An 18,162-nucleotide genomic window follows, 5' to 3' on the forward strand; every position below is an offset into this window, starting at 1 on the left:
GCGCCGCCCCCCCCCGCCCACGCCGAGATCGCCGAGCGCATGCGGCCGGCCGGCTGATCAGCCGGCCGCGCGCGCCAGCTCGACGAAGGCGCGCAGGTAGTCGATGTCGGTGTCGGCCTCGCGCGCGCCCAGGAAGATCTGCTTGGCGATGCCGCGCGCGCCGAGCCGCACCGGCACCACGTCCATCTTCTGCGCGTACTCCTCGACCAGCCAGCGCGGCAGCGCGGCCACGCCGCGGCCGCTGGCCACCATCTGCAACATGATGTCGGTGGTCTCGATGGCCTTGTGCCGCCTGGGCGTCACGCCCGCGGGCATCAGGAACATGTTGTAGATGTCGAGCCGGTCGGTCGCCACCGGGTAGGTGACCAGCACCTCCTGCGTGAGCTGCGCGGGCTTCACGTAGGGCAGGTTCGCCAGCCGGTGGCCGCGCGCCACCGCCAGCACCTGCTCGTAGTCGAACACCGGCTCGTAGTGCAGGCCCGGCTTGTAGAGCGGGTCGGGCGTCACGAGCAGGTCGATCTCGTAACCGAACAGCGCGCCGATGCCGCCGAACTGGAATTTCTGCTTCACGTCCACGTCCACGTCGGGCCAGGCCGCGAGGTAGGGCGAGACCACCTTGAGCAGCCACTGGTAGCAGGGATGGCATTCCATGCCGATGCGCAGCGAGCCGCGCTCGCCCTGCGCGAACTGGCCCAGCCGTTCTTCCGCCAGCGCGAGCTGCGGCAGCACGCGGTTGGCCACCGCGAGCAGGTACTGGCCCGCCTGCGTCAGCCGCAGGCTGCGCCCCTCGCGCTGCCAGACCTCGGTGCCGAGCTGCTGCTCGAGCTTGCGGATCGAATGGCTCAGTGCCGACTGAGTGAGGTGCAGCACCTCGGCGGCCGCGGTCAGCGAGCCCTGCTTGTCCACTTCCTGGACGATCGACAGATGGATGCGCTCGAGCATGGTCAATGAGCAAGATTCATGGATGCGTGAAATAAGACCATTTTACTTCACGATTCGCCACACCTAGGATCGCGCCTTTCCCTGTACTGCCGGACCTTCCGCTACCCATGACCACCACCCACAACCTCGGCTTTCCCCGCATCGGCGCCCGGCGCGAACTGAAGTTCGCGCTCGAGTCGTACTGGAAGGGAGAGTCCTCACGCGAAACGCTCCAGGCCCTAGGCGCCGCGCTGCGCCAGCGCCACTGGAACGACCAGGCCGGCCTCGACCTCGTGCCGGTCGGCGACTTCGCGTTCTACGACCAGGTGCTGGACATGAGCTTCACGCTCGGCAACCTGCCCGAGCGCGTGCGCGGCTTCCATGGCGATGCGCTCGACAACTACTTCCGCGTGGCGCGCGGCCGCTCGGCGCAGTCGGCCGAGGAGCATGCGGGTTGCTGCGGCGGCGTGGCCGCGGGCGAGATGACCAAGTGGTTCGACACCAACTACCACTACATCGTCCCCGAGTTCACCGCGGCCACCGAGTTCAGGCTCGATGCCTCGCGCCTGCTCGAACAGCTCGACGAAGCCAGGGCACAGGGCGTGAAGGCCAAGCCGGTGCTGGTCGGCCCCGTCACCTACCTGGCCATCGGCAAGGCCAAGGATGACTCGGACCGCCTCGCGCTGCTGCCGCGCCTGCTGCCGGTCTATGCCGAGCTGCTCGACGCGCTCGCGGCGCGCGGCGTCGAATGGGTGCAGATCGACGAGCCGCTGCTCGCGACCGAGCTCGACGCCGATTGGCAGCACGCCTTCAACACGGCCTACCACCACCTCAAGAGCGCGAGGATCAGGATCCTGCTGGCCACCTACTTCGGCCAGCTCGCCGAGAACAAGTACCTGGCCGCCAACCTGCCGGTGGCCGGCCTGCACGTCGATGCCATCAACGGCCGCGACGACGTGCTGCCGCTCTTGAGCATGCTGCCGGCGCACAAGGTGCTGTCGCTCGGCGTGATCAACGGCCGCAACATCTGGAAGACCGACCTGGCCGCCGTGCTCGACTGGCTCGAACCGCTGGCCGAGCGCCTCGGCGACCGCCTGTGGATCGCGCCCTCGTGCTCGCTGCTGCATGTGCCGGTCGACCTGGCGAGCGAGCAGAAGCTCGACACCGAACTCAAGTCCTGGCTCGCGTTCGCGCTGCAGAAGCTCGAGGAACTGCGCGTGCTGGCCAGCGCGCTGCGCGACGGCCGCGCGGCCGTGAAGGAGGCGCTGGCCGCGAACGCCGCGGCGCTGGCAGCGCGCCGTGCCTCGCCGCGCGTGAACAACCCCGCCGTGCAGGCGGCCGTGGCCCGGCTCAACAGCCAGCTCGGCCGGCGCGAGAGCGTCTATGCCCAGCGCGCGCCCAAGCAGGCCGCGTTCCTCAAGCTGCCGCCGTTCCCCACCACCACCATCGGCTCGTTTCCGCAGACGGCCGAGATCCGCCATGCGCGCAGCGAGTTCAAGGCCGGCCGCCTCGACGCGGCCAACTACCAGGTGGCGATGCGCGCAGAGATCGAGCGCAGCGTGCGCGAGCAGGAAGCGCTCGGCCTCGACGTGCTGGTGCATGGCGAGGCCGAACGCAACGACATGGTCGAGTATTTCGGCGAGCAGCTCGAGGGCTATGCCTTCAGCCAGTTCGGCTGGGTGCAGTCCTACGGCTCGCGTTGTGTGAAGCCGCCGATCCTGTTCGGCGACATCAGCCGCCCGAAGGCGATGACGGTCGAGTGGATCCGCTATGCGCAGTCGCTCACGCAACGGCCGATGAAGGGCATGCTGACCGGCCCCGTGACCATCCTCAACTGGTCCTTCGTGCGCGACGACCAGCCGCGCGCCGCCTCCTGCCGTCAGCTCGCGCTGGCCATCCGCGAGGAGGTGCTCGACCTCGAGCGCGCCGGCGTGCGCGTGATCCAGATCGACGAGGCCGCGCTGCGCGAAGGCCTGCCGCTGCGCAAGTCGCAATGGCAGGAATACCTGGACTGGGCGGTGGATGCATTCCGCATCACGGCCAACGGCGTGCGCGACGAGACGCAGATCCACACCCACATGTGCTATTCGGAGTTCAACGACATCATCGCGTCGATCGCCGACATGGATGCCGACGTCATCACCATCGAGACCTCGCGCTCGGACATGGAGCTGCTCGACGCCTTCGACGACTTCAAGTACCCGAACGAGATCGGCCCCGGCGTCTACGACATCCACTCGCCGAACATCCCCAGCCAGGAGCACATCGTGCAGCTGATGAAGAAGGCGGCCGAGCGCATTCCCGCGGAGCGCCTGTGGGTCAACCCCGACTGCGGCCTCAAGACGCGTCAGTGGCCCGAGGTGATTCCGGCGCTGAGCAACATGGTGGCGGCGGCCAGGACGCTGCGCGCCGCCGTATGAGCGGAGGAGAGGCGACGCGCCGCTATGCGGCGCTCACCGCGGCCCGGCGCTGCCCATGCCGCGGCCGCTGCAGCCCCAGGTGCTCGCGCAAGGTACTTCCATCGTACTCGGTGCGCACCAGGCCGCGCCGGCGCAGCTCGGGCAGCACCAGCTCGATGAAGTCCTGCAGCCCGCCCGGGAACCACGGCGACATGATGTTGAAGCCGTCGGCGCCGCCTTCCTCGAACCACTGCTGCAGCTGGTCGGCGATGCTCTGCGGCGTGCCCACTACCTGCTGGTGGCCACGTGCGCCCGCGATGCGCAGGTAGAGGTCGCGGATGCTGAGGTTCTCGCGCCGCGCGAGGTCGAGCAGCAGGCGCTGCCGGCTCTTCGGGCCGTTGGTCTCGGGCAGCTCGGGCACGGGGCCGTCGACCGGCAGGCCCGAGAAGTCGAAGCCGCCGATCACGTTCGACAGCAGCGAGACGCCGACCACCGGGTGCACCAGGTCCTGCAGCAGCGCGAACTTCTCCTCGGCCTCCTCCTGCGTGCGGCCGACCACCGGGAAGATGCCCGGCATGATCTTGATCGACTCGGGCTCGCGGTCGTAGGCCTGGGCGCGGTCCTTGATGTCGCGGTAGAAGCTCTTGGCCTCGTCGAAGGTCTGGTGCGCGACGAAGATCACCTCGGCCGTGCGCGCGGCGAGGTCGCGGCCGGCTTCCGAGGCGCCGGCCTGCACCACCACCGGCCGGCCCTGCGGCGAGCGCGAGACGTTGAGCGGCCCGCGCACCGAGAAATGCTTGCCCTTGTGATGCAGCACGTGCAGCTTGTCCTCGTGGAAGTACTGGCCGCTGTCCTTGTCGCGCACGAAGCTGTCGTCCTCCCAGCTGTCCCACAGGCCGGTCACCACGTCGTGGAACTCGGCCGCGCGCTCGTAGCGCAACGCGTGCTCGAAGTGCTCGTCGCGGTTGAAGTTCTGCGCCTCGCCGGTGCCGCTCGAGGTCACGAGGTTCCAGCCCGAACGGCCGCCGCTGATCTGGTCGAGCGAGGCGAACTTGCGCGCCACGTTGAAGGGCTCGTTGAAGCTGGTTGACACGGTGGCGATCAGGCCGATGCGCTCGGTGACCGCGGCCAGCGCCGACAGCAGGGTCAACGGCTCGAAGTGGTCGCTGCGCGCGGTGCGCGAGAGCGAGGCGAGTTCGCTGCTGCGCACGCCCACCGAGTCGGCCAGGAAGACGGCATCGAACTTCGCGGCCTCGGCCAGCTTCGCGAGCTCGACGTAGTGGCGGAAGTTGCTGCCCGCGTCGGCCTGGGCCTGCGGATGGCGCCAGGCGGCGATGTGGTGGCCGGTCTGCATGAGAAAGGCGCCCAGCTTGATCTGGCGGGAGGATGTGGCCATGGGAACTCGTGGTCGGAGGGTGCGCGCAAAAGTGCGGCGGCAGGTTAAGTCGGTGCCCGCTCGCGTGGAAAGAAGGGATTCGCACTTCCTTAGGCGCGCACTGCATTTGGCAAGGCGGCCGGGTGGCGCAGCCTCGGTTTGCGCATATGCATGCGACTTTTTCTTCGCAGCCGGCGCAGGCCCCGGCCGCCACAATTTCCGCTTCATGCCCGAGCCTTCGCACGCACCCTCCGCCCAACGACCGACGGTGCGCAAGCGCCTCGGCTTCTTCAGCCGGCTGCTCGACGACGCCCCCGCGGCCGAGCGCTATCGCCTGGTGGCCGCCCAGATCGCGCACGCCGAGGCCTTCGGCTTCGACTCGGCCTGGGTCGCGCAGCACCACTTCCACGAACACGAGGGCGGGCTGCCGTCGCCCTTCGTCTTTCTCGCCCACGTGGCCGCGCGCACGCGCCGCATCCGCCTGGGCACCGGCATCGTGACCCTGCCGCTCGAGAACGCGCTGCGCGTGGCCGAGGACGCCATCGTGCTGGACCTGCTCGCGGGCGGCCGGCTCGAGCTCGGCGTGGGCACGGGCGGCACGCCCGAGGCCTTCGCCGCCTTCGGCCTCGATGCGGCCGAACGTCCGGCCCTGTTCGCGCGGCAGCTCGCGGCCGTGCGCGCGGCCTGGGCCGGCCGGCCGCTCGCGGGCGGCGACACGCTGTACCCCGCGGGCGCGCAACTGCTGGGCCGGATCTGGCAGGCGACCTTCTCCGTCGGCGGCGGCACGCGCGCGGGCCAGGCCGGCGACGGCCTGATGCTCTCGCGCACCCAGCCGCGCACGCTGGAAGCACCCGATGCGACGCTGGCCGAGCTGCAAAACCCGATCGTCGATGCCTACCTGGCCGCGCTGCCCGCCGGCGCCACGCCGCGCATCGTGGGATCGCGCAGCGTCTTCGTGGCCGACACGCGCGCCGAGGCGCTGCGCCTGGCCGAGATCGGCCTGCGCCGCTCGGCCGCGCGCTTCGCGGCCTCGGGCGGCGGTGGCCTCGCGGACCGCGCGGGCCCCGAGGCCCCGCTCGAACAACTGATCGCGGCCTACGACGTGCACGTGGGAACGGCCGAGGACGTGATCGCCTCGCTCGCGGCCGACAGCACGCTCGCGCGCGTCACCGACCTCGTGTGCCAGGTGCACTCGGTCGATCCGCCGCATGCGGCGATCCTGCGCTCGATCGAACTCGTCGCCACCGAGGTCGCGCCAGCGCTCGGCTGGCAGCGCGACACGGCTGCGGCCTCCACCGACATTCCTTCCCTCCAGACCTCATGACCGCCACCACCCCTCCCGTCGCCGACGTGATCGACCAGCTGGTCGGCATCGCGCCCGGCGATCCGCTCGACCGCCTGCGCGCGCAGCGTGAACAGGCGCGCCTCAACGCGCAGCAGAGCTACCTCGCGCTGTTCGCGCCGGCGCCGCCCGTGCCCGGGGACTTCGACATCGCGGACCGCTTCGCCGTCGCGGCCTTCGTGACCGCGCTGCACGAACAGCCCGAGGTCGCGCGCTTCTATGCACAGCGCCTGGCCGCGCAGCGCGCCCGCGCGGGCGTGGCCGAGGCGATCGCCGATGAAGCGCGACGCGCCGTCGCCAAGGGTCCGTATGGCCGCTATCCCGCGGGTCCGCTGAGCGCCGAGGACACGGCCGGTCCCTCGTACGCAGTTGCCGATGCGAACCGCGAAGCGCTGGGCCCGCGCCTGTCGGCCGCGCTCGTGCACGCGCAGCTGCTGGTGTTCCATCCGCGCGATGCCAGCCCCACCGCGCTGCAGGCCCTGCTTGATGCCGGCTGGTCGTCCACCGGCATCGTGACCCTGTCGCAGCTCGTGGCCTTCCTCGCGTTCCAGGTCCGCGTCGTCGCGGGCCTGCGCACGCTGGCGCGCCATCCCATCACTTCCGTCGACTGAACGCCATGGCCACCGAATCGACCCTGAGCCATCCGGACAACGCGCACCCCACGCGCTTCACGCAGGCGCAGCTCGAATGGCTGCCCTGGCTCGAGCCGCTGCCCGAAGCCGATCTCACCGAGCGCCACTTCGCGGGCCTGGTGGATGCGGCGCGCGCCAAGTCGCCGTACTTCCGGCTGCTCGCGCGCGATCCCGACATCCTCGGCGCGCGCACGCGCACCGACAAGGACATCTTCTACAACCCCGAGGCCGGCCTGCCGCGCGCCGAGCGCGAACTGGCCGCGGCCGCGGCCTCGCGCCACAACGGCTGCATCTACTGCGCCTCGGTGCATGCGCGCTTCGCCACGCATTTCTCGCAGCGTTCGGACGATGTGCAGCGGCTGCTCGACGAGGGCACGACGGCCGCGCTCGGCGAGCGCTGGGATGCGATCGTCGCGGCCTCGGTGGCGCTGTCGTCGACGCCCTCGAACTTCGGCACGGAACACATCGAGGCATTGCGCGCGCAGGGCCTCGACGATCTCGCGATCGCCGACGTGATCCACGGCGCGGCCTTCTTCAACTGGGCGAACCGGTTGATGCTCTCGCTCGGCGAACCGCAACAACCCTGACGTTCAGCCTCCGTCGTCGGGCGGTGCCTCCGCGCTGGCGCGCGCGATCGCCTCGCGCGCCATGCCGGGCGCGAAGGCATCGATGAAGGCGTGGATGTAGCCGCGCAGATGCCCGCCGCGGCGCACCGCGAGCTGGGTGCGGTTCGCGCCGAACAGATGGCCGGCTTCCAGCGCGCGCAGGCGCCGGTCGCGCACCGCGTCGTAGGCCAGGTCGGCGACGATGCCCACGCCCACGCCGAGCTCCACGTAGGTCTTGATCACGTCGGCATCCATCGCGGCCAGCACGATGTCGGGCGAGAGCCCATGGCGCGCGAAGGCCTCGTCGATGCGCGAGCGGCCCGTGAGGCCGCTGTCGTAGGTGATGAGCGGATGGCGCGCGAGCTTCTCGATGGTGAGCGGCGCCTCGGTCAGCAGCGGATGGCCCGCGGGCGCCACCACCAGGTGCGTCCAGCAGCGACAGGAGATGGCGGCGAGCTGCGGATGGTTCCGCGGCAGCTCGGTAGCGATGCCCACGTCGACCTCGCCGTCGAGCAGCATCTGCGCGATCTGGCGCGGCGTGCCCTGGTGCAGGTGCAGCCGCACCCCGGGAAAGCGCAGCCGGAACTCCTGCACCGCGGCCGGCAGCGCATAGCGCGCCTGCGAATGCGTGGCCGCGATCGACAGCAGGCCCTCCTCGCGCGCCAGGAAATCCTGGCCGGCCTGGCGCAGGTTCAGGCTGTCGTCGAGCACGCGCTCGATGATCGGCAGCAGGTGGTCGCCGGGCGAGGTGAGGCCGGTGAGCCGCTTGCCCGAGCGCTTGAACAGCAGGATGCCGAGTTCGTTCTCGAGGTCGCGGATCTGCCGGCTCACGCCGGACTGCGAGGCCTCGAGCACCACGGCGGCTTCACTGAGGTTGAAGCCGCAGCGCACGGTCTCGCGCACGGATCGCAGTTGCTGGAAGTTCATGGCGACGGGAAGAGGCTTGTCTCTGGCGGGGGCATGCGCCTTCCGGGCGCGCACTCGGTGGGCGTGCCCGCAGGCTATCGCGCGGCGAGGCAACGCGGCAAAGAACAAAAACGGATCAGCGTATGCGGATTACGTGCTTCGCGAAGGCCGCGCTCTCTTGAAGAATGAGGGCTCTTGCCTTCGAGGGTGAGTGTCTCCTGGTCGCTTCGGCGATGCAGTTTCAACGGGCCCCTCGGGGCCCGTTTTTTTCTGGACCCCCCATGAGCAACGTCACCCTCTTCGACCTTCAGGACCCACGCGACCGCTTCGCCCACGAGGCGCTGCGCCTGCTCGGCCCCGCGCCCGCCAACTGGGTGCCGCGCCACGATGGCATCGCCCACGACGTGCTCGTCGTCGGCGGCGGCCAGAGCGGTGCCGCGCTCTCCTTCGCGCTGCGCCGCGCGGGCATCGCCGAAGTCAGCGTGATCGATGCCGCGCTCGATGCGCAGCGCGCCGGCGTGTGGCTCACGCGCGCGCGCATGCACAAGCTGCGCACGCTCAAGAACCTGGTCGGTCCCGAAGGCTCGGTGAGCGCGCTGGGCTTCCAGGCCTGGTACGAATCGCGTCACGGCCTCGAGGCCTATGCGGCGCTCGACCGCATTCCGCGCACCGACTGGGCCGCCTACCTCGACTGGTTCCGCCACATCACCGCCACCGGGGTGCGTTATGGCACGCGTCTGGTCGGCTTCGAGGCGGCGGGGCAGGGCGCGGTGCCGCACTTCCGCGTGCGGCTCGAGGTCGATGGCCAGGAGCGTATCGAGACCGCGCGCAAGCTGATCTTCGCCAACGGCGTGGCCGGCAGCGGCGCGCCCTTCGTGCCCGAGCTGCTCGCGAACGCGGTGGCCGGCGGGCTCGCGGCCCACACCGGCCATGCGATCGATTTCGCGGGGCTCGAAGGCAAGCGCGTGGCCGTGATCGGCGCGGCGGCCTCGGCCTTCGACGCGGCCGCGGTGGCGCTCGAGCATGGCGCCGCCGCCGTGCACCTGTTCGCGCGCCGCGACCATCTCGCGGCCACGCCGGTGGCGCGCGTGCGTGGCTATCCGGGCCTGTACGACAACTACTTCGCGCTGCCCGATGCCACGCGCTGGCACCATGCGGCGCGCTACCGGCGCCTGGGCACCACGCCGCCGCCCGACTCGGTGCAGCGCGTGCTGGCCTTTCCCAACTTCCACCTGCACCTGGGCGCGCCGTGGCGCGGCGTCACGCGGAACGGCAACCAGCTCGTGGCCCATGTGCACGACGCGCATTTCCACTTCGACTTCGCGATCGCCGGCACCGGCTACAGCCACGAGCTGAGCGAGCGCCCTGAGCTGGCCGGCATCGCCGACCTGGTGCTGCGCTGGCGCGACCGCTTCGAGGCGCCCGCGCACGAGCGCGACGACGAGCTCGCTGCCGCGCCCTACTTGGGCACGGGCCTCGAGCTGGTCGAGAAGACGGCGGGCACGGCGCCGTGGCTGCGCGACATCCACGTCTACAACCCGGGCGGCTTCGCGAGCACCGGGCTGCCGCTGGGCGACGTGCCCGGCATGCGCGGCTATGTGCCGGCCATCGTGCGCCGCATCAGCGAAGACCTGCTGCTGGCCGACCTGCCGCTGCACGAGGCGCGCACGCGCGCCGAGGTGGCGCCGGACTTCGGGCCCGAGCTCTATGCGGGCGCGCTGTGGCAGGGCGAGACGCGGCGGCGAGCGGCCTGAGCGGGCAACGCGTCCGCGTGGTCGTCAGTCCTCGATCGCCTCGATGCCCGCGCGCTTGAGCGCCTCCAGGTGCTCGCGCATCGCCTGGAGTTGCTCGGGCGCATGGCCCTGCCAGTCCTTCACCTCGCCCGTGATCCGCAGCGGCTGCCGCGTGCGGTAGGACCTGGTCGGATTGCCCGGGAATTTCTTGTCGGTGAGGTTGGGATCGTCCTCGATCGGCCCGGTGGGCTCCACCACGTAGATCCTGCCGCGGCCCTCGCCGATGGCCAGCTCGGCACCCCAGGTCGCGGCCTCGAGCGTGGCGCTTAGATAGACATACGCCGCCTTCCTTCGCTGGCCGTAGTTGGAACTGCGGCCGGCTTCGATCAGGTCGCCGGGGTTGAGGTCGGCCTTGGTGCCGTGGTAGTAGGGCGGTGGGCTGGGGATGTCGGCGGGCGCCATGCGATGTGTTCCTGAGCGTGGGTGGCAGCGCGGTGCATCGCCGCGCGCCTGCGCGAGAAGATAGCGGAGTTTCACGGACTCGCGACTACGGATTCACGGACGCGGCCTCGGCCCGGCACGCACCGCGTTCGTGCGTGTGGATGGCCCGGTCCCCATCCGGTCGCGACGGGCGCGCGAGGCATGCACTTCGGTTGCCGGATGCCTCCTGGCATCACCAAGGCATCCGCGCGCGGCGACGCACTTCGCATCTTCTGGCGCCATCTCCAGACGGGTTCTCGGAAATTGCAGATTGCTTTTCGAAGGAATAATTTTTCATTGATTAATTGGTCAATGAATATCTTTAATGCCGATGAATCGATGCAGCAAGGAATAAAGAAACGACATCTTCGAGAGGCATATGAATTGCTTCTCCGCGCGGTCCGCAACGCGAGATGCTCATCATCACGAGAGACAAGCGTCGGCCCCGATGAATCGATAAATCCGCATGGCGCGAATCGGACACCACTCGGAGCGAGTCGTGCCTGGATCGCAGATCGCTCCAATCATCGAAAGAATATTTTGGAGAAGATCAATGAATGGACAGCGTTGCATGCGCTTGTTGAAAGCGTGCGCGGTTCTTCTGGGATTCGCCCTCGCGAGCGGATGCGGTGGAGGCAGCGACGGCGGGGCGGGCTCCCTGGCCTTGATGGCGCCTCCGCCCACGACCGGCGTCACCACCGGCACGGCCGATCCGGCGCCGACCATCCCGGTCACCACGCCACCGAATCCGGAGGACCCTTCCGTCGTCACCCGGTTCACCGCGACCGTGCCGTTCGGCGAGAAGGGAGGCCATGTGTCCTCGGAGCAGATCGTCTATGGCTTCGGCACCGCGGCGGTGTCGGATGCGCGGTACAAGGACGTGATCTACACCGTGCCGCTGCGGGGCACGGTGCGCTATCCGACAGGGCCGGCCGCCACACCGGGCGATTCCAGGGTCCAGCCCTCGGCCAGCGGCGGCCATCCGGTGGTGGTGTTCCTGCACGGCATGCATGACTCCTCCGATCTCAACAACGCCAAGGGCTACGACTACCTGCAGAAGAGCCTGGCGGAGAACGGCTACGTGGCCTTCTCCATCGATGCGGGAAAGATCAACGGTCTCAACGGCAATGCCTCGGATGCCGGTGCGCTGGCGCGCGGCCAGTTGCTGATGACCACGCTCGACCTGCTGCGCGCGGGCAACGCCACGGGCGTGTTCAACGGCGTGGCGCTGCCCGAGCTCAAGGGCAGGATGGACCTCGGACGCGTGGGCCTCGTCGGGCACTCGCGCGGCGCGGAAGCGGTGGCCTATGCGGTGGAGCTGAACCGGCAACGCGTGGGCATCAGCTACCAGAACGTCGAGAAGGCACGCGACATCCGCGCGGCGACCGTTCCGCTCCAGGCCGCGCTGGACGAAGCGCGGCAGCGGGTCGACGAGGCGCAATCCGCCTCGACCGCCGCCTCGGTGCAGCTCCTGATCGCGAAGTTCAAGCACCAGGCGGCGCTGGGCCGCACGCCGCCCGCGCCAGCGCTGGAGATCGAGGCCTTGACCCGCGAGGTGGAGCAACTGCAGCGCCAGGCGCAGGACGCACAGGCCGTGCTCCAGGCCGCGGAGCTCGCGCTGGAGAAGGCCACCGCCGCGCTCCGGGACCTGGGCACCGTGGTGCGGCGAATCAATGCGAACAGCGAGCAATGGCTGCAGCAGGCCACCTCCGAGGAGGCCCTGCGCCAATCCGGCGTGCTGCTGCCTTCGAGCACCGGGGACCCGCACCGGATCCGCGCGGTCTTCTCGCTCGCGGCGATCAACAAGAAGCAGCTGTCGCGCATCACCCATGTGCCGTTCATGACCCTGCTGCCCAGCTGCGACGGCGACGTCTACACGCTGGAAGGCGCGCAGATCTTCGACGAGAGCCGCTACACCGCCGAGGACGACAGCGCGCCCAAGTACCAGGTCCTGGTGCGGGGCGCCAACCACAACTTCTACAACGACTATTGGGCCAAGATCGACGATTCGCAGATCCGCGCCCCCCTCTACTGCAAGGCCGCAGAGGCCGAGACGCTGCGCCTGAGCCAGGAGGACCAGCGCCGCAACGGCATGTTCCTGATCGAATCGTTCATGCGCTATTTCGTCGGCGACGAGTTCCAGTTCGCGCCGTACTGGAAGGGGCAGGCGCCGATCCCGGCCGCGGGCTGCCCGGTGGGCGAGGGCAGTTGCGACGAGCGCGTGATCCTGACGATCCATCAACCCGCCGCGCAGCGCAAGCTGCTCCAGAACTTCCGCGCCATCGATGCCAGCGCGAAGAACCCGAACGGGCTCTCGACCGCCTACGAGAAATTCGCCCAGGCCGTGCAATGCCGATTCCTCGCGCTCAAGCCCGATCGCGACGCGGCATGCACCGATCCCGCGAGCCAGGCCAGCGTCGATCGCCTGTTCAAGGAAGGCGCGTTGTACGACTACACCTATGACGCGAAGACGCTGTTGACCTGGTCGATCACGGACCAGGCCCAGCTGCAGTGGACCGCGGCCGGCGCCGCGATGACGATCCACACCGGCGACCTTTCCACCCAGGGCTTCGACACGCTGAGCCTGCGCGTCGCCGTGGTGGCTCCCATCGGCCAGGAGGTCGAGATCGCGCTGACCGACACGCAGGATCGCAAGGCGGCGATCAAGGGCAGCGACTTCAGCGACGCGCTCTACGGCATCGCGCGCAAGCCCGACGGCACGATCCCGCTGGTCGACGCGCCCGCGGACGCGATCTATGCCGACACCGGCACCACGCGGCCGCTGCTGAACATGGTGGCGGTTCCGCTGAAGGCCTTCGCGCTGCATGGCGTGGACCTCGCGCACATCAAGCAGGTCACGCTGCGGTTCCCGAAGGCCTCGGGCAGCGTGGCGGTGACCGACGTGCTGCTGCAGCGCATGAACTGAGGATCATGCCCGCCGCTTGCTCGCGGGTCGCATAAGCAAGCGCCGATTCATCGCTTGGGAGCGCGGCATCGCGCCGCTAACCTGCGCAGCGCCGGACGTTCCTGCGAGGACAGGGCGATCCGGCGTTTTTCATTTCTGACGATGAGGGAATTCCAACCATGACGTTTTCGTTTCAGCGCGCCTTCTCGGTGATGGTGCTGTCGGTGGCCGGTCTGGGCGCGATGTCCGCGCAGGCGCAGGAGACGCTGCGCGTGGCGGCCTCGCCGGTGCCGCATGCCGAGATCCTCGAATTCATCCGCCCGCAGCTCAAGGCGCAGGGCGTGGACCTCGAGGTCAAGGTGTTCAACGACTACGTGCAGCCCAACCTCGCGGTCGGCGACAAGCAGCTCGACGCGAACTTCTTCCAGAACCGTCCCTACCTCGATTCCTTCAACAAGGACCGCAAGACCGACATCGTCGAGGTGCCGAACAGCGACGTGCACATCGAGCCCTTCGGCGCCTACTCGCAGAAGATCAGGAAGGCGGCCGACCTGCGCGAGGGCGCGGTGGTGGCGATCCCCAACGATCCGTCGAACTCGGGCCGCGCGCTGGCGCTGCTGGCCAAGCAGGGCCTGCTCAAGCTCAAGGACCCGGGCAACATCAAGTCGACCGCGCGCGACATCGTCTCGAACCCGAAGAAGCTGGTGATCCGCGAGATCGAATCGGCGCAACTGCCGCGCGCACTGCCCGACGTGGACCTCGCGCTGATCAACACCAACTACGCGCTCGAGGCCAAGCTCGATCCGGGCCGCGACGCGCTGTTCATCGAGGACGGCCGCCATTCGCCCTATGCGAACTTCATCGCGGCGCGCAAGGACAACCTGCAGTCGCCGGCCATCGCCAAGCTGGTGAAGACGCTGCACACGCCCGAGGTGCGCAAGTTCATCCAGGACAAGTACAAGGGCGCGGTCATCCCGGCGTTCTGAGCGAGCTTCGTTGGCCACACGCATCCGAACATGACATCTCCCTCTCGCAACAAGAGCATCGGCCCGCTGCGTCGCCGCACGCTGGCCGCCGGCGCCGCCGCGCTCTCGGCCCTCGCGCTGCTGGCCGCGCCCGCGGCCTGGGCCCAGCCCCGGCAGGGCGGCACGCTGAACTGGCTGGTCAATCCCGTGCCGGCTTCCATCGTTCCGCTGACGACCACGGCCGGCGGCAATGCCGAGATTGGCCCGAAGATCGTCGAAGGCCTGCTGACCTACGACTACGAGCTCAAGCCCAAGCCGCTGCTGGCCACGGCCTGGTCGCTGAGCGCCGATGGCCTGCAATACACCTTCACCTTGCGCAAGGGCGTGAAGTGGCACGACGGCAAGGACTTCACCTCGGCCGACGTGGCCTTCTCGATCCTGACGCTCAAGCAGGTGCATCCGCGCGGCCGCGGCACCTTCGCCAACGTGGTGGAGGTGCGCACGCCCGATCCCTACACGGCCGTGGTGGTGCTGAGCAAGCCCGCGCCCTTCCTGCTGACGGCCCTGGCCGCGACCGAATCGCCGATCGTGCCCAAGCACCTGTACGAAGGCACGGACATCTCGGCGAGCAAGTACAACAGCCAGCCGATCGGCACCGGTCCCTTCGTGTTCAAGGAGTGGGTGCAGGGCAGCCACATCATCCTCGAGCGCAACCCGAACTACTGGGACAAGCCCAAGCCGTATCTCGACCGCGTGGTGGTGCGCTTCGTGCTCGATGCCGCCGCGCGCGCCGCGGCGCTCGAGTCGGGCGCGGCCGACCTGGCCAACGGCACCGGCGGCATCCCGCTGTCGGACGTGGAGCGCTTCCGCAAGCTGCCCGGCGTGGAGATCGATACGCGCATCTCGCCCTACCTCGGCAGCCACCAGCAGATCTACTTCAACCTCGACACGCCGGCGCTGCAGAAGGTGGAGGTGCGTCGTGCCATTGCTCAGGCGATCGACGTGAATGCCTTCGCGAAGACGGTCTGGTATGGCCTGGGCACGCCTTCGGCCTCGCCGATCGGCAAGGGGATCTCGCGCTACCACGATGCGAGCATTCAGCCCTATCCCTACGACCCGAAGGCGGCAGAGGCCGCGCTCGACGCGGCCGGCTTCAAGCGCGGCGCGGGCGGCACGCGGCTCAAGCTGCGGGTGCTCTACAACCCGTTCCAGGAACGCCGCGCGGCCGACTTCGTGCGCCAGTCGCTGGGCCGCATCGGCATCGATGCCGCGGTCGAGAGCTACGACTTCGCGACCTACGTGACCAAGGCCTACACCGAGCGCGCCTTCGACATCACGCTCGAGAGCCTCACCAACCTGTTCGATCCCACGGTGGGCGTGCAGCGCGTGTTCTGGTCGAAGAACTTCAAGGTTGGCCTGCCGTTCTCGAACGCGGCGCACTACGTCAATCCCGAGGTCGACCGGCTGCTGGAAGCAGCGGCGGTGGAAGTGGACGAGACCAGGCGGCGCCAGCTCTTCGTCGACTTCCAGCAGATCGTGCACCGCGACGTGCCTTCGATCGAGCTGGGCGCGAATCCGGCGATCACCGTGCTGGCGAAGAAGGTGCGCGACTAGGGGCCGACCGGCGAGCACATCCGCGGGAGCTTCGCGGATCTGTACTTCCAGCCCTGAAGCCGCGTCCGGCCGGCCGCTCAGGCGGCCGCCGGAAAGCGCGGCACCGCGGCGGCCAGCTCGGCGGTGTAGGGATGCCGAGGGCGCTCGAACAGCGCCTGCGGCGCCCCTTCGTCGACGATGCGCCCCGCGCGCATCACCAGCACGCGCTCGCACAGCAGCCGCACCACGCCGAGGTCGTGCGAGATGAACAGGATCGCGAGGCCGAGCTCGCGGCGCAGCCCCGCCAGCAGCGCGAGCAGGCCGGCCTGCACCGAGACGTCGAGCGCCGCGGTGGGCTCGTCGAGGATCAGCAGCTCGGGCGCGGGCGCCAGCGCGCGCGCGATGCCCACGCGCGCGGCCTGGCCGCCCGAGAGCTGGTGCGGCCGGCGCGCCAGCAGCTCGTCGCCGAGTTGCACGCGCCGCGCGGTCCGCAGCACGCGTTCGCGCAACGCGGCGCCGTCGAGCGCCGCCAGCCGGCGCAGCGGATCGGCGATCGCCTCGAAGGCGCTGCGGCGCGGGTCCAGGCTTTCGTACGGGTCCTGGAACACCATCTGGATGCGATGGCGCCAGGGCGCATCGGCCGCCTGGCCGGCACGCACGCTGGCCAGATCGATGCCGTCGAACAGCAGCCGGCCCGACAGCGGATCGGCCAGCCGCGCGAGCATGGATGCCAGGGTCGACTTGCCGCAGCCCGATTCGCCGATGAGGCCCAGCGCCTCGCCGCGCGCCAGCGCGAAGCTCACGCCGTCCACGGCCGGCAGCCAGCGGCGGCGATGCACCAGGCCGCCCCAGGCCGGCACCGCGGGCAACGCATGGCGTGCGTGCAGGTCCTCGACGCGCAGCAGCGCTTGCGACTCGCCCATGGCCTCAGCGCAGTCCGATGCGTTGCGCGGCGAGCGCCTCCACCAGCCGGTGGCGGCCGCGCAGTTGCGCGGGGTCGCGCAGGCGCGCCAGCGAATGGTCGCTCCAGCGCACCGCCGGCATGCCCTGCGAGGCATAGAAGGACTGCATGGTCGCGTCGTAGTGCTTCACATGGCCGACGGTGTCGCCGGCCGCATGGCGTTCGTGCGAGAGCACCGCGCGCTGCGGCAGCCGCGGCTTGACGGCCGCCGGCCGTGCCGGATCGGGCCAGCCGATGCACAGGCCGACGACCGCGAACACGCCGGGCGGCAGGCCCAGCTCGGCCGCCACCTCCTCGGGCCGGTTGCGGATCGCGCCGAGGTAGACGGTGCCCAGTCCCAGCGATTCGGCCGCGGTCACGGCGTTCTGTGCGGCCAAGGCGGCATCGATCACGGCCATCAGCGAGGTGTCGAGGAAGTCGGCGCCTTCGATGGGCACGGCCGCGTCGTCGGCCAGGGTGCGCAGGCGCGCGACGTCGGCCAGCCACACCAGCAGCAGCGGCGCCTCGCGCACCTGGGCCTGCCGGCCCGCGTACTCGGCGATGCGCGCCTTGCGTTCGGGGTCTTCGACCGCCACCACGCTCCAGGTCTGCAGGTTCGACGAACTGGGCGCCGACTGCGCTGCGGCGATCAGCCATTCGAGCGTGCCCGGCGGTAGCGCGCGCTCGGCATCGAAGGCACGCACCGAGCGGTGGGCCAGCAGGGTTTCGAGCACGGGATTGGCCGGCGGCGGCGCGGACCGCGGCGACTCGCCGCCGTAGCGGCTGCGAAAGAGCGAGGCCAGGGTGTCGGATTTGGGCTGTGTCATGCGGGGACTGCTTCGGGTGTCGGATGGACGGGATGTTCGGCGCCGGGCCGCGTGGCCGGCGCCAGCGGCAGCCAGCAATGCACGCGGTGCGCGGTACCTTGCCAGTGCGCCACCGGCGGCTGCATCCGGCAGCGCGCCTCGGCCTGCGGGCAGCGCTCGGCGAAGCGGCAGGCCGGCAGGTCGGCGCGCGCGAGATCGGGCAGCCGGCCATCGACGCCGCGCAACGCATCGAGCGTGTTCGCCGATTGCGGCGTGGCGCGCAGCAACTGGCGCGTGTAAGGATGGGCCGCGCCCTCGCGCAGGTGCCGCGAGGGCAGGGTCTCGACCACCTGGCCCGCATGCATCACGGCGATGCGGTCGCAGCGTTGCGCGGCCAGCGCGAGGTCGTGGGTGATCAGCAGGGTCGCCAGGCCACGCTCGCGCGCGAGGCCGGCCAGCAGGTCGAGCACCCGCGCCTGCGTGACCACGTCGAGGCCGGTGGTCGGCTCGTCGGCGATCAGCAGCTCGGGCTCGCCGGCCAGTGCCAGCGCGATCATCGC

15 protein-coding genes are annotated in these 18,162 nt (G+C 69.9%); 8 read left to right on the forward strand and 7 right to left on the reverse strand.

The features are described 5' to 3' along the window. Positions 1–57: 57 nt before the first annotated feature. The gene (locus ACODT0_RS41435; RefSeq protein ID WP_057592609.1) at positions 58–942 is read right to left on the reverse strand and encodes a LysR family transcriptional regulator; all 885 of its coding nucleotides are present in this window, start codon (positions 940–942) and stop codon (positions 58–60) included. Positions 943–1,049: 107 nt separating this feature from the next. Between ACODT0_RS41435 and metE the strand changes: the two genes are divergently transcribed. Further along, a complete protein-coding gene (gene metE, locus ACODT0_RS41440; RefSeq protein WP_296729417.1) occupies positions 1,050–3,341 on the forward strand; it encodes a 5-methyltetrahydropteroyltriglutamate--homocysteine S-methyltransferase in 2,292 nt (763 codons plus the stop codon). 22 nt (positions 3,342–3,363) lie between these two features. On the opposite strand, the gene ACODT0_RS41445 is transcribed toward metE, so the two are convergent. Beyond that, positions 3,364–4,716, reverse strand: a complete 1,353-nt coding sequence (locus ACODT0_RS41445; protein ID WP_296729418.1) for an LLM class flavin-dependent oxidoreductase — start codon at positions 4,714–4,716, stop codon at positions 3,364–3,366. A 205-nt stretch (positions 4,717–4,921) separates the two neighbouring features. Here ACODT0_RS41445 and ACODT0_RS41450 point away from each other — a divergent pair, with 205 nt between their 5' ends. The 3 genes from ACODT0_RS41450 to ACODT0_RS41460 are packed head-to-tail and all read left to right on the forward strand — an operon-like array spanning position 4,922 to position 7,256. Further along, positions 4,922–6,019 (forward strand): putative FMN-dependent luciferase-like monooxygenase, encoded by a 1,098-nt coding sequence (locus ACODT0_RS41450; RefSeq protein ID WP_489043954.1) that lies wholly within the window; start codon positions 4,922–4,924, stop codon positions 6,017–6,019. Continuing rightward, positions 6,016–6,648, forward strand: coding sequence for a CMD domain protein (locus ACODT0_RS41455; protein WP_489043955.1), 633 nt, complete (start codon positions 6,016–6,018; stop codon positions 6,646–6,648). Before ACODT0_RS41450 ends, ACODT0_RS41455 begins: the two co-directional genes overlap by 4 nt. A 5-nt stretch (positions 6,649–6,653) precedes the next feature. Beyond that, positions 6,654–7,256, forward strand: a complete 603-nt coding sequence (locus tag ACODT0_RS41460) for an alkylhydroperoxidase domain protein (protein WP_489043956.1) — start codon at positions 6,654–6,656, stop codon at positions 7,254–7,256. A gap of 3 nt (positions 7,257–7,259) precedes the next feature. Here the strand turns inward: ACODT0_RS41460 and ACODT0_RS41465 are convergent, their stop codons facing one another. Continuing rightward, positions 7,260–8,201 carry a CysB family HTH-type transcriptional regulator gene (locus ACODT0_RS41465; protein WP_296729425.1) on the reverse strand — a complete coding sequence of 314 codons (942 nt, stop codon included), beginning with the start codon at positions 8,199–8,201 and terminating at the stop codon, positions 7,260–7,262. 260 nt (positions 8,202–8,461) lie between these two features. On the opposite strand from ACODT0_RS41465, the gene ACODT0_RS41470 reads away from it, so the two are divergent. Beyond that, positions 8,462–9,934, forward strand: coding sequence for a SidA/IucD/PvdA family monooxygenase (locus ACODT0_RS41470; protein WP_296729427.1), 1,473 nt, complete (start codon positions 8,462–8,464; stop codon positions 9,932–9,934). 24 nt (positions 9,935–9,958) lie between these two features. Here the strand turns inward: ACODT0_RS41470 and arr are convergent, their stop codons facing one another. Next, on the reverse strand, positions 9,959–10,375 hold the full coding sequence (gene arr, locus ACODT0_RS41475) for an NAD(+)--rifampin ADP-ribosyltransferase (protein ID WP_296729428.1): 417 nt from the start codon (positions 10,373–10,375) through the stop codon (positions 9,959–9,961). A 685-nt stretch (positions 10,376–11,060) separates the two neighbouring features. On the opposite strand from arr, the gene ACODT0_RS41480 reads away from it, so the two are divergent. The 3 genes from ACODT0_RS41480 to ACODT0_RS41490 all read left to right on the forward strand — a co-directional run bounded on the left by ACODT0_RS41480 (position 11,061) and on the right by ACODT0_RS41490 (position 15,877). Further along, complete coding sequence (locus ACODT0_RS41480; RefSeq protein WP_489043957.1) at positions 11,061–13,319, forward strand: hypothetical protein; 2,259 nt, start codon at positions 11,061–11,063, stop codon at positions 13,317–13,319. 158 nt (positions 13,320–13,477) lie between these two features. After that, positions 13,478–14,284, forward strand: coding sequence for a MetQ/NlpA family ABC transporter substrate-binding protein (locus ACODT0_RS41485; RefSeq protein ID WP_413765308.1), 807 nt, complete (start codon positions 13,478–13,480; stop codon positions 14,282–14,284). 30 nt (positions 14,285–14,314) lie between these two features. Then, a complete protein-coding gene (locus ACODT0_RS41490) occupies positions 14,315–15,877 on the forward strand; it encodes an ABC transporter substrate-binding protein (RefSeq protein ID WP_296729432.1) in 1,563 nt (520 codons plus the stop codon). A 77-nt stretch (positions 15,878–15,954) separates the two neighbouring features. Here the strand turns inward: ACODT0_RS41490 and ACODT0_RS41495 are convergent, their stop codons facing one another. The 3 genes from ACODT0_RS41495 to ACODT0_RS41505 all read right to left on the reverse strand — a co-directional run. Next, positions 15,955–16,779 (reverse strand): ABC transporter ATP-binding protein, encoded by an 825-nt coding sequence (locus ACODT0_RS41495; protein ID WP_296729434.1) that lies wholly within the window; start codon positions 16,777–16,779, stop codon positions 15,955–15,957. Between the two features lie 4 nt (positions 16,780–16,783). Next, positions 16,784–17,623, reverse strand: a complete 840-nt coding sequence (locus tag ACODT0_RS41500) for an NADPH-dependent oxidoreductase (protein ID WP_296729436.1) — start codon at positions 17,621–17,623, stop codon at positions 16,784–16,786. Continuing rightward, positions 17,620–18,162, reverse strand: a 543-nt coding sequence (locus ACODT0_RS41505; protein ID WP_489043958.1) for an oligopeptide/dipeptide ABC transporter ATP-binding protein, incomplete at its 5' end; no start/stop codon positions are given. The genes ACODT0_RS41500 and ACODT0_RS41505, both read right to left, overlap by 4 nt.

The organism is Variovorax sp. FG153 (assembly GCF_057809595.1).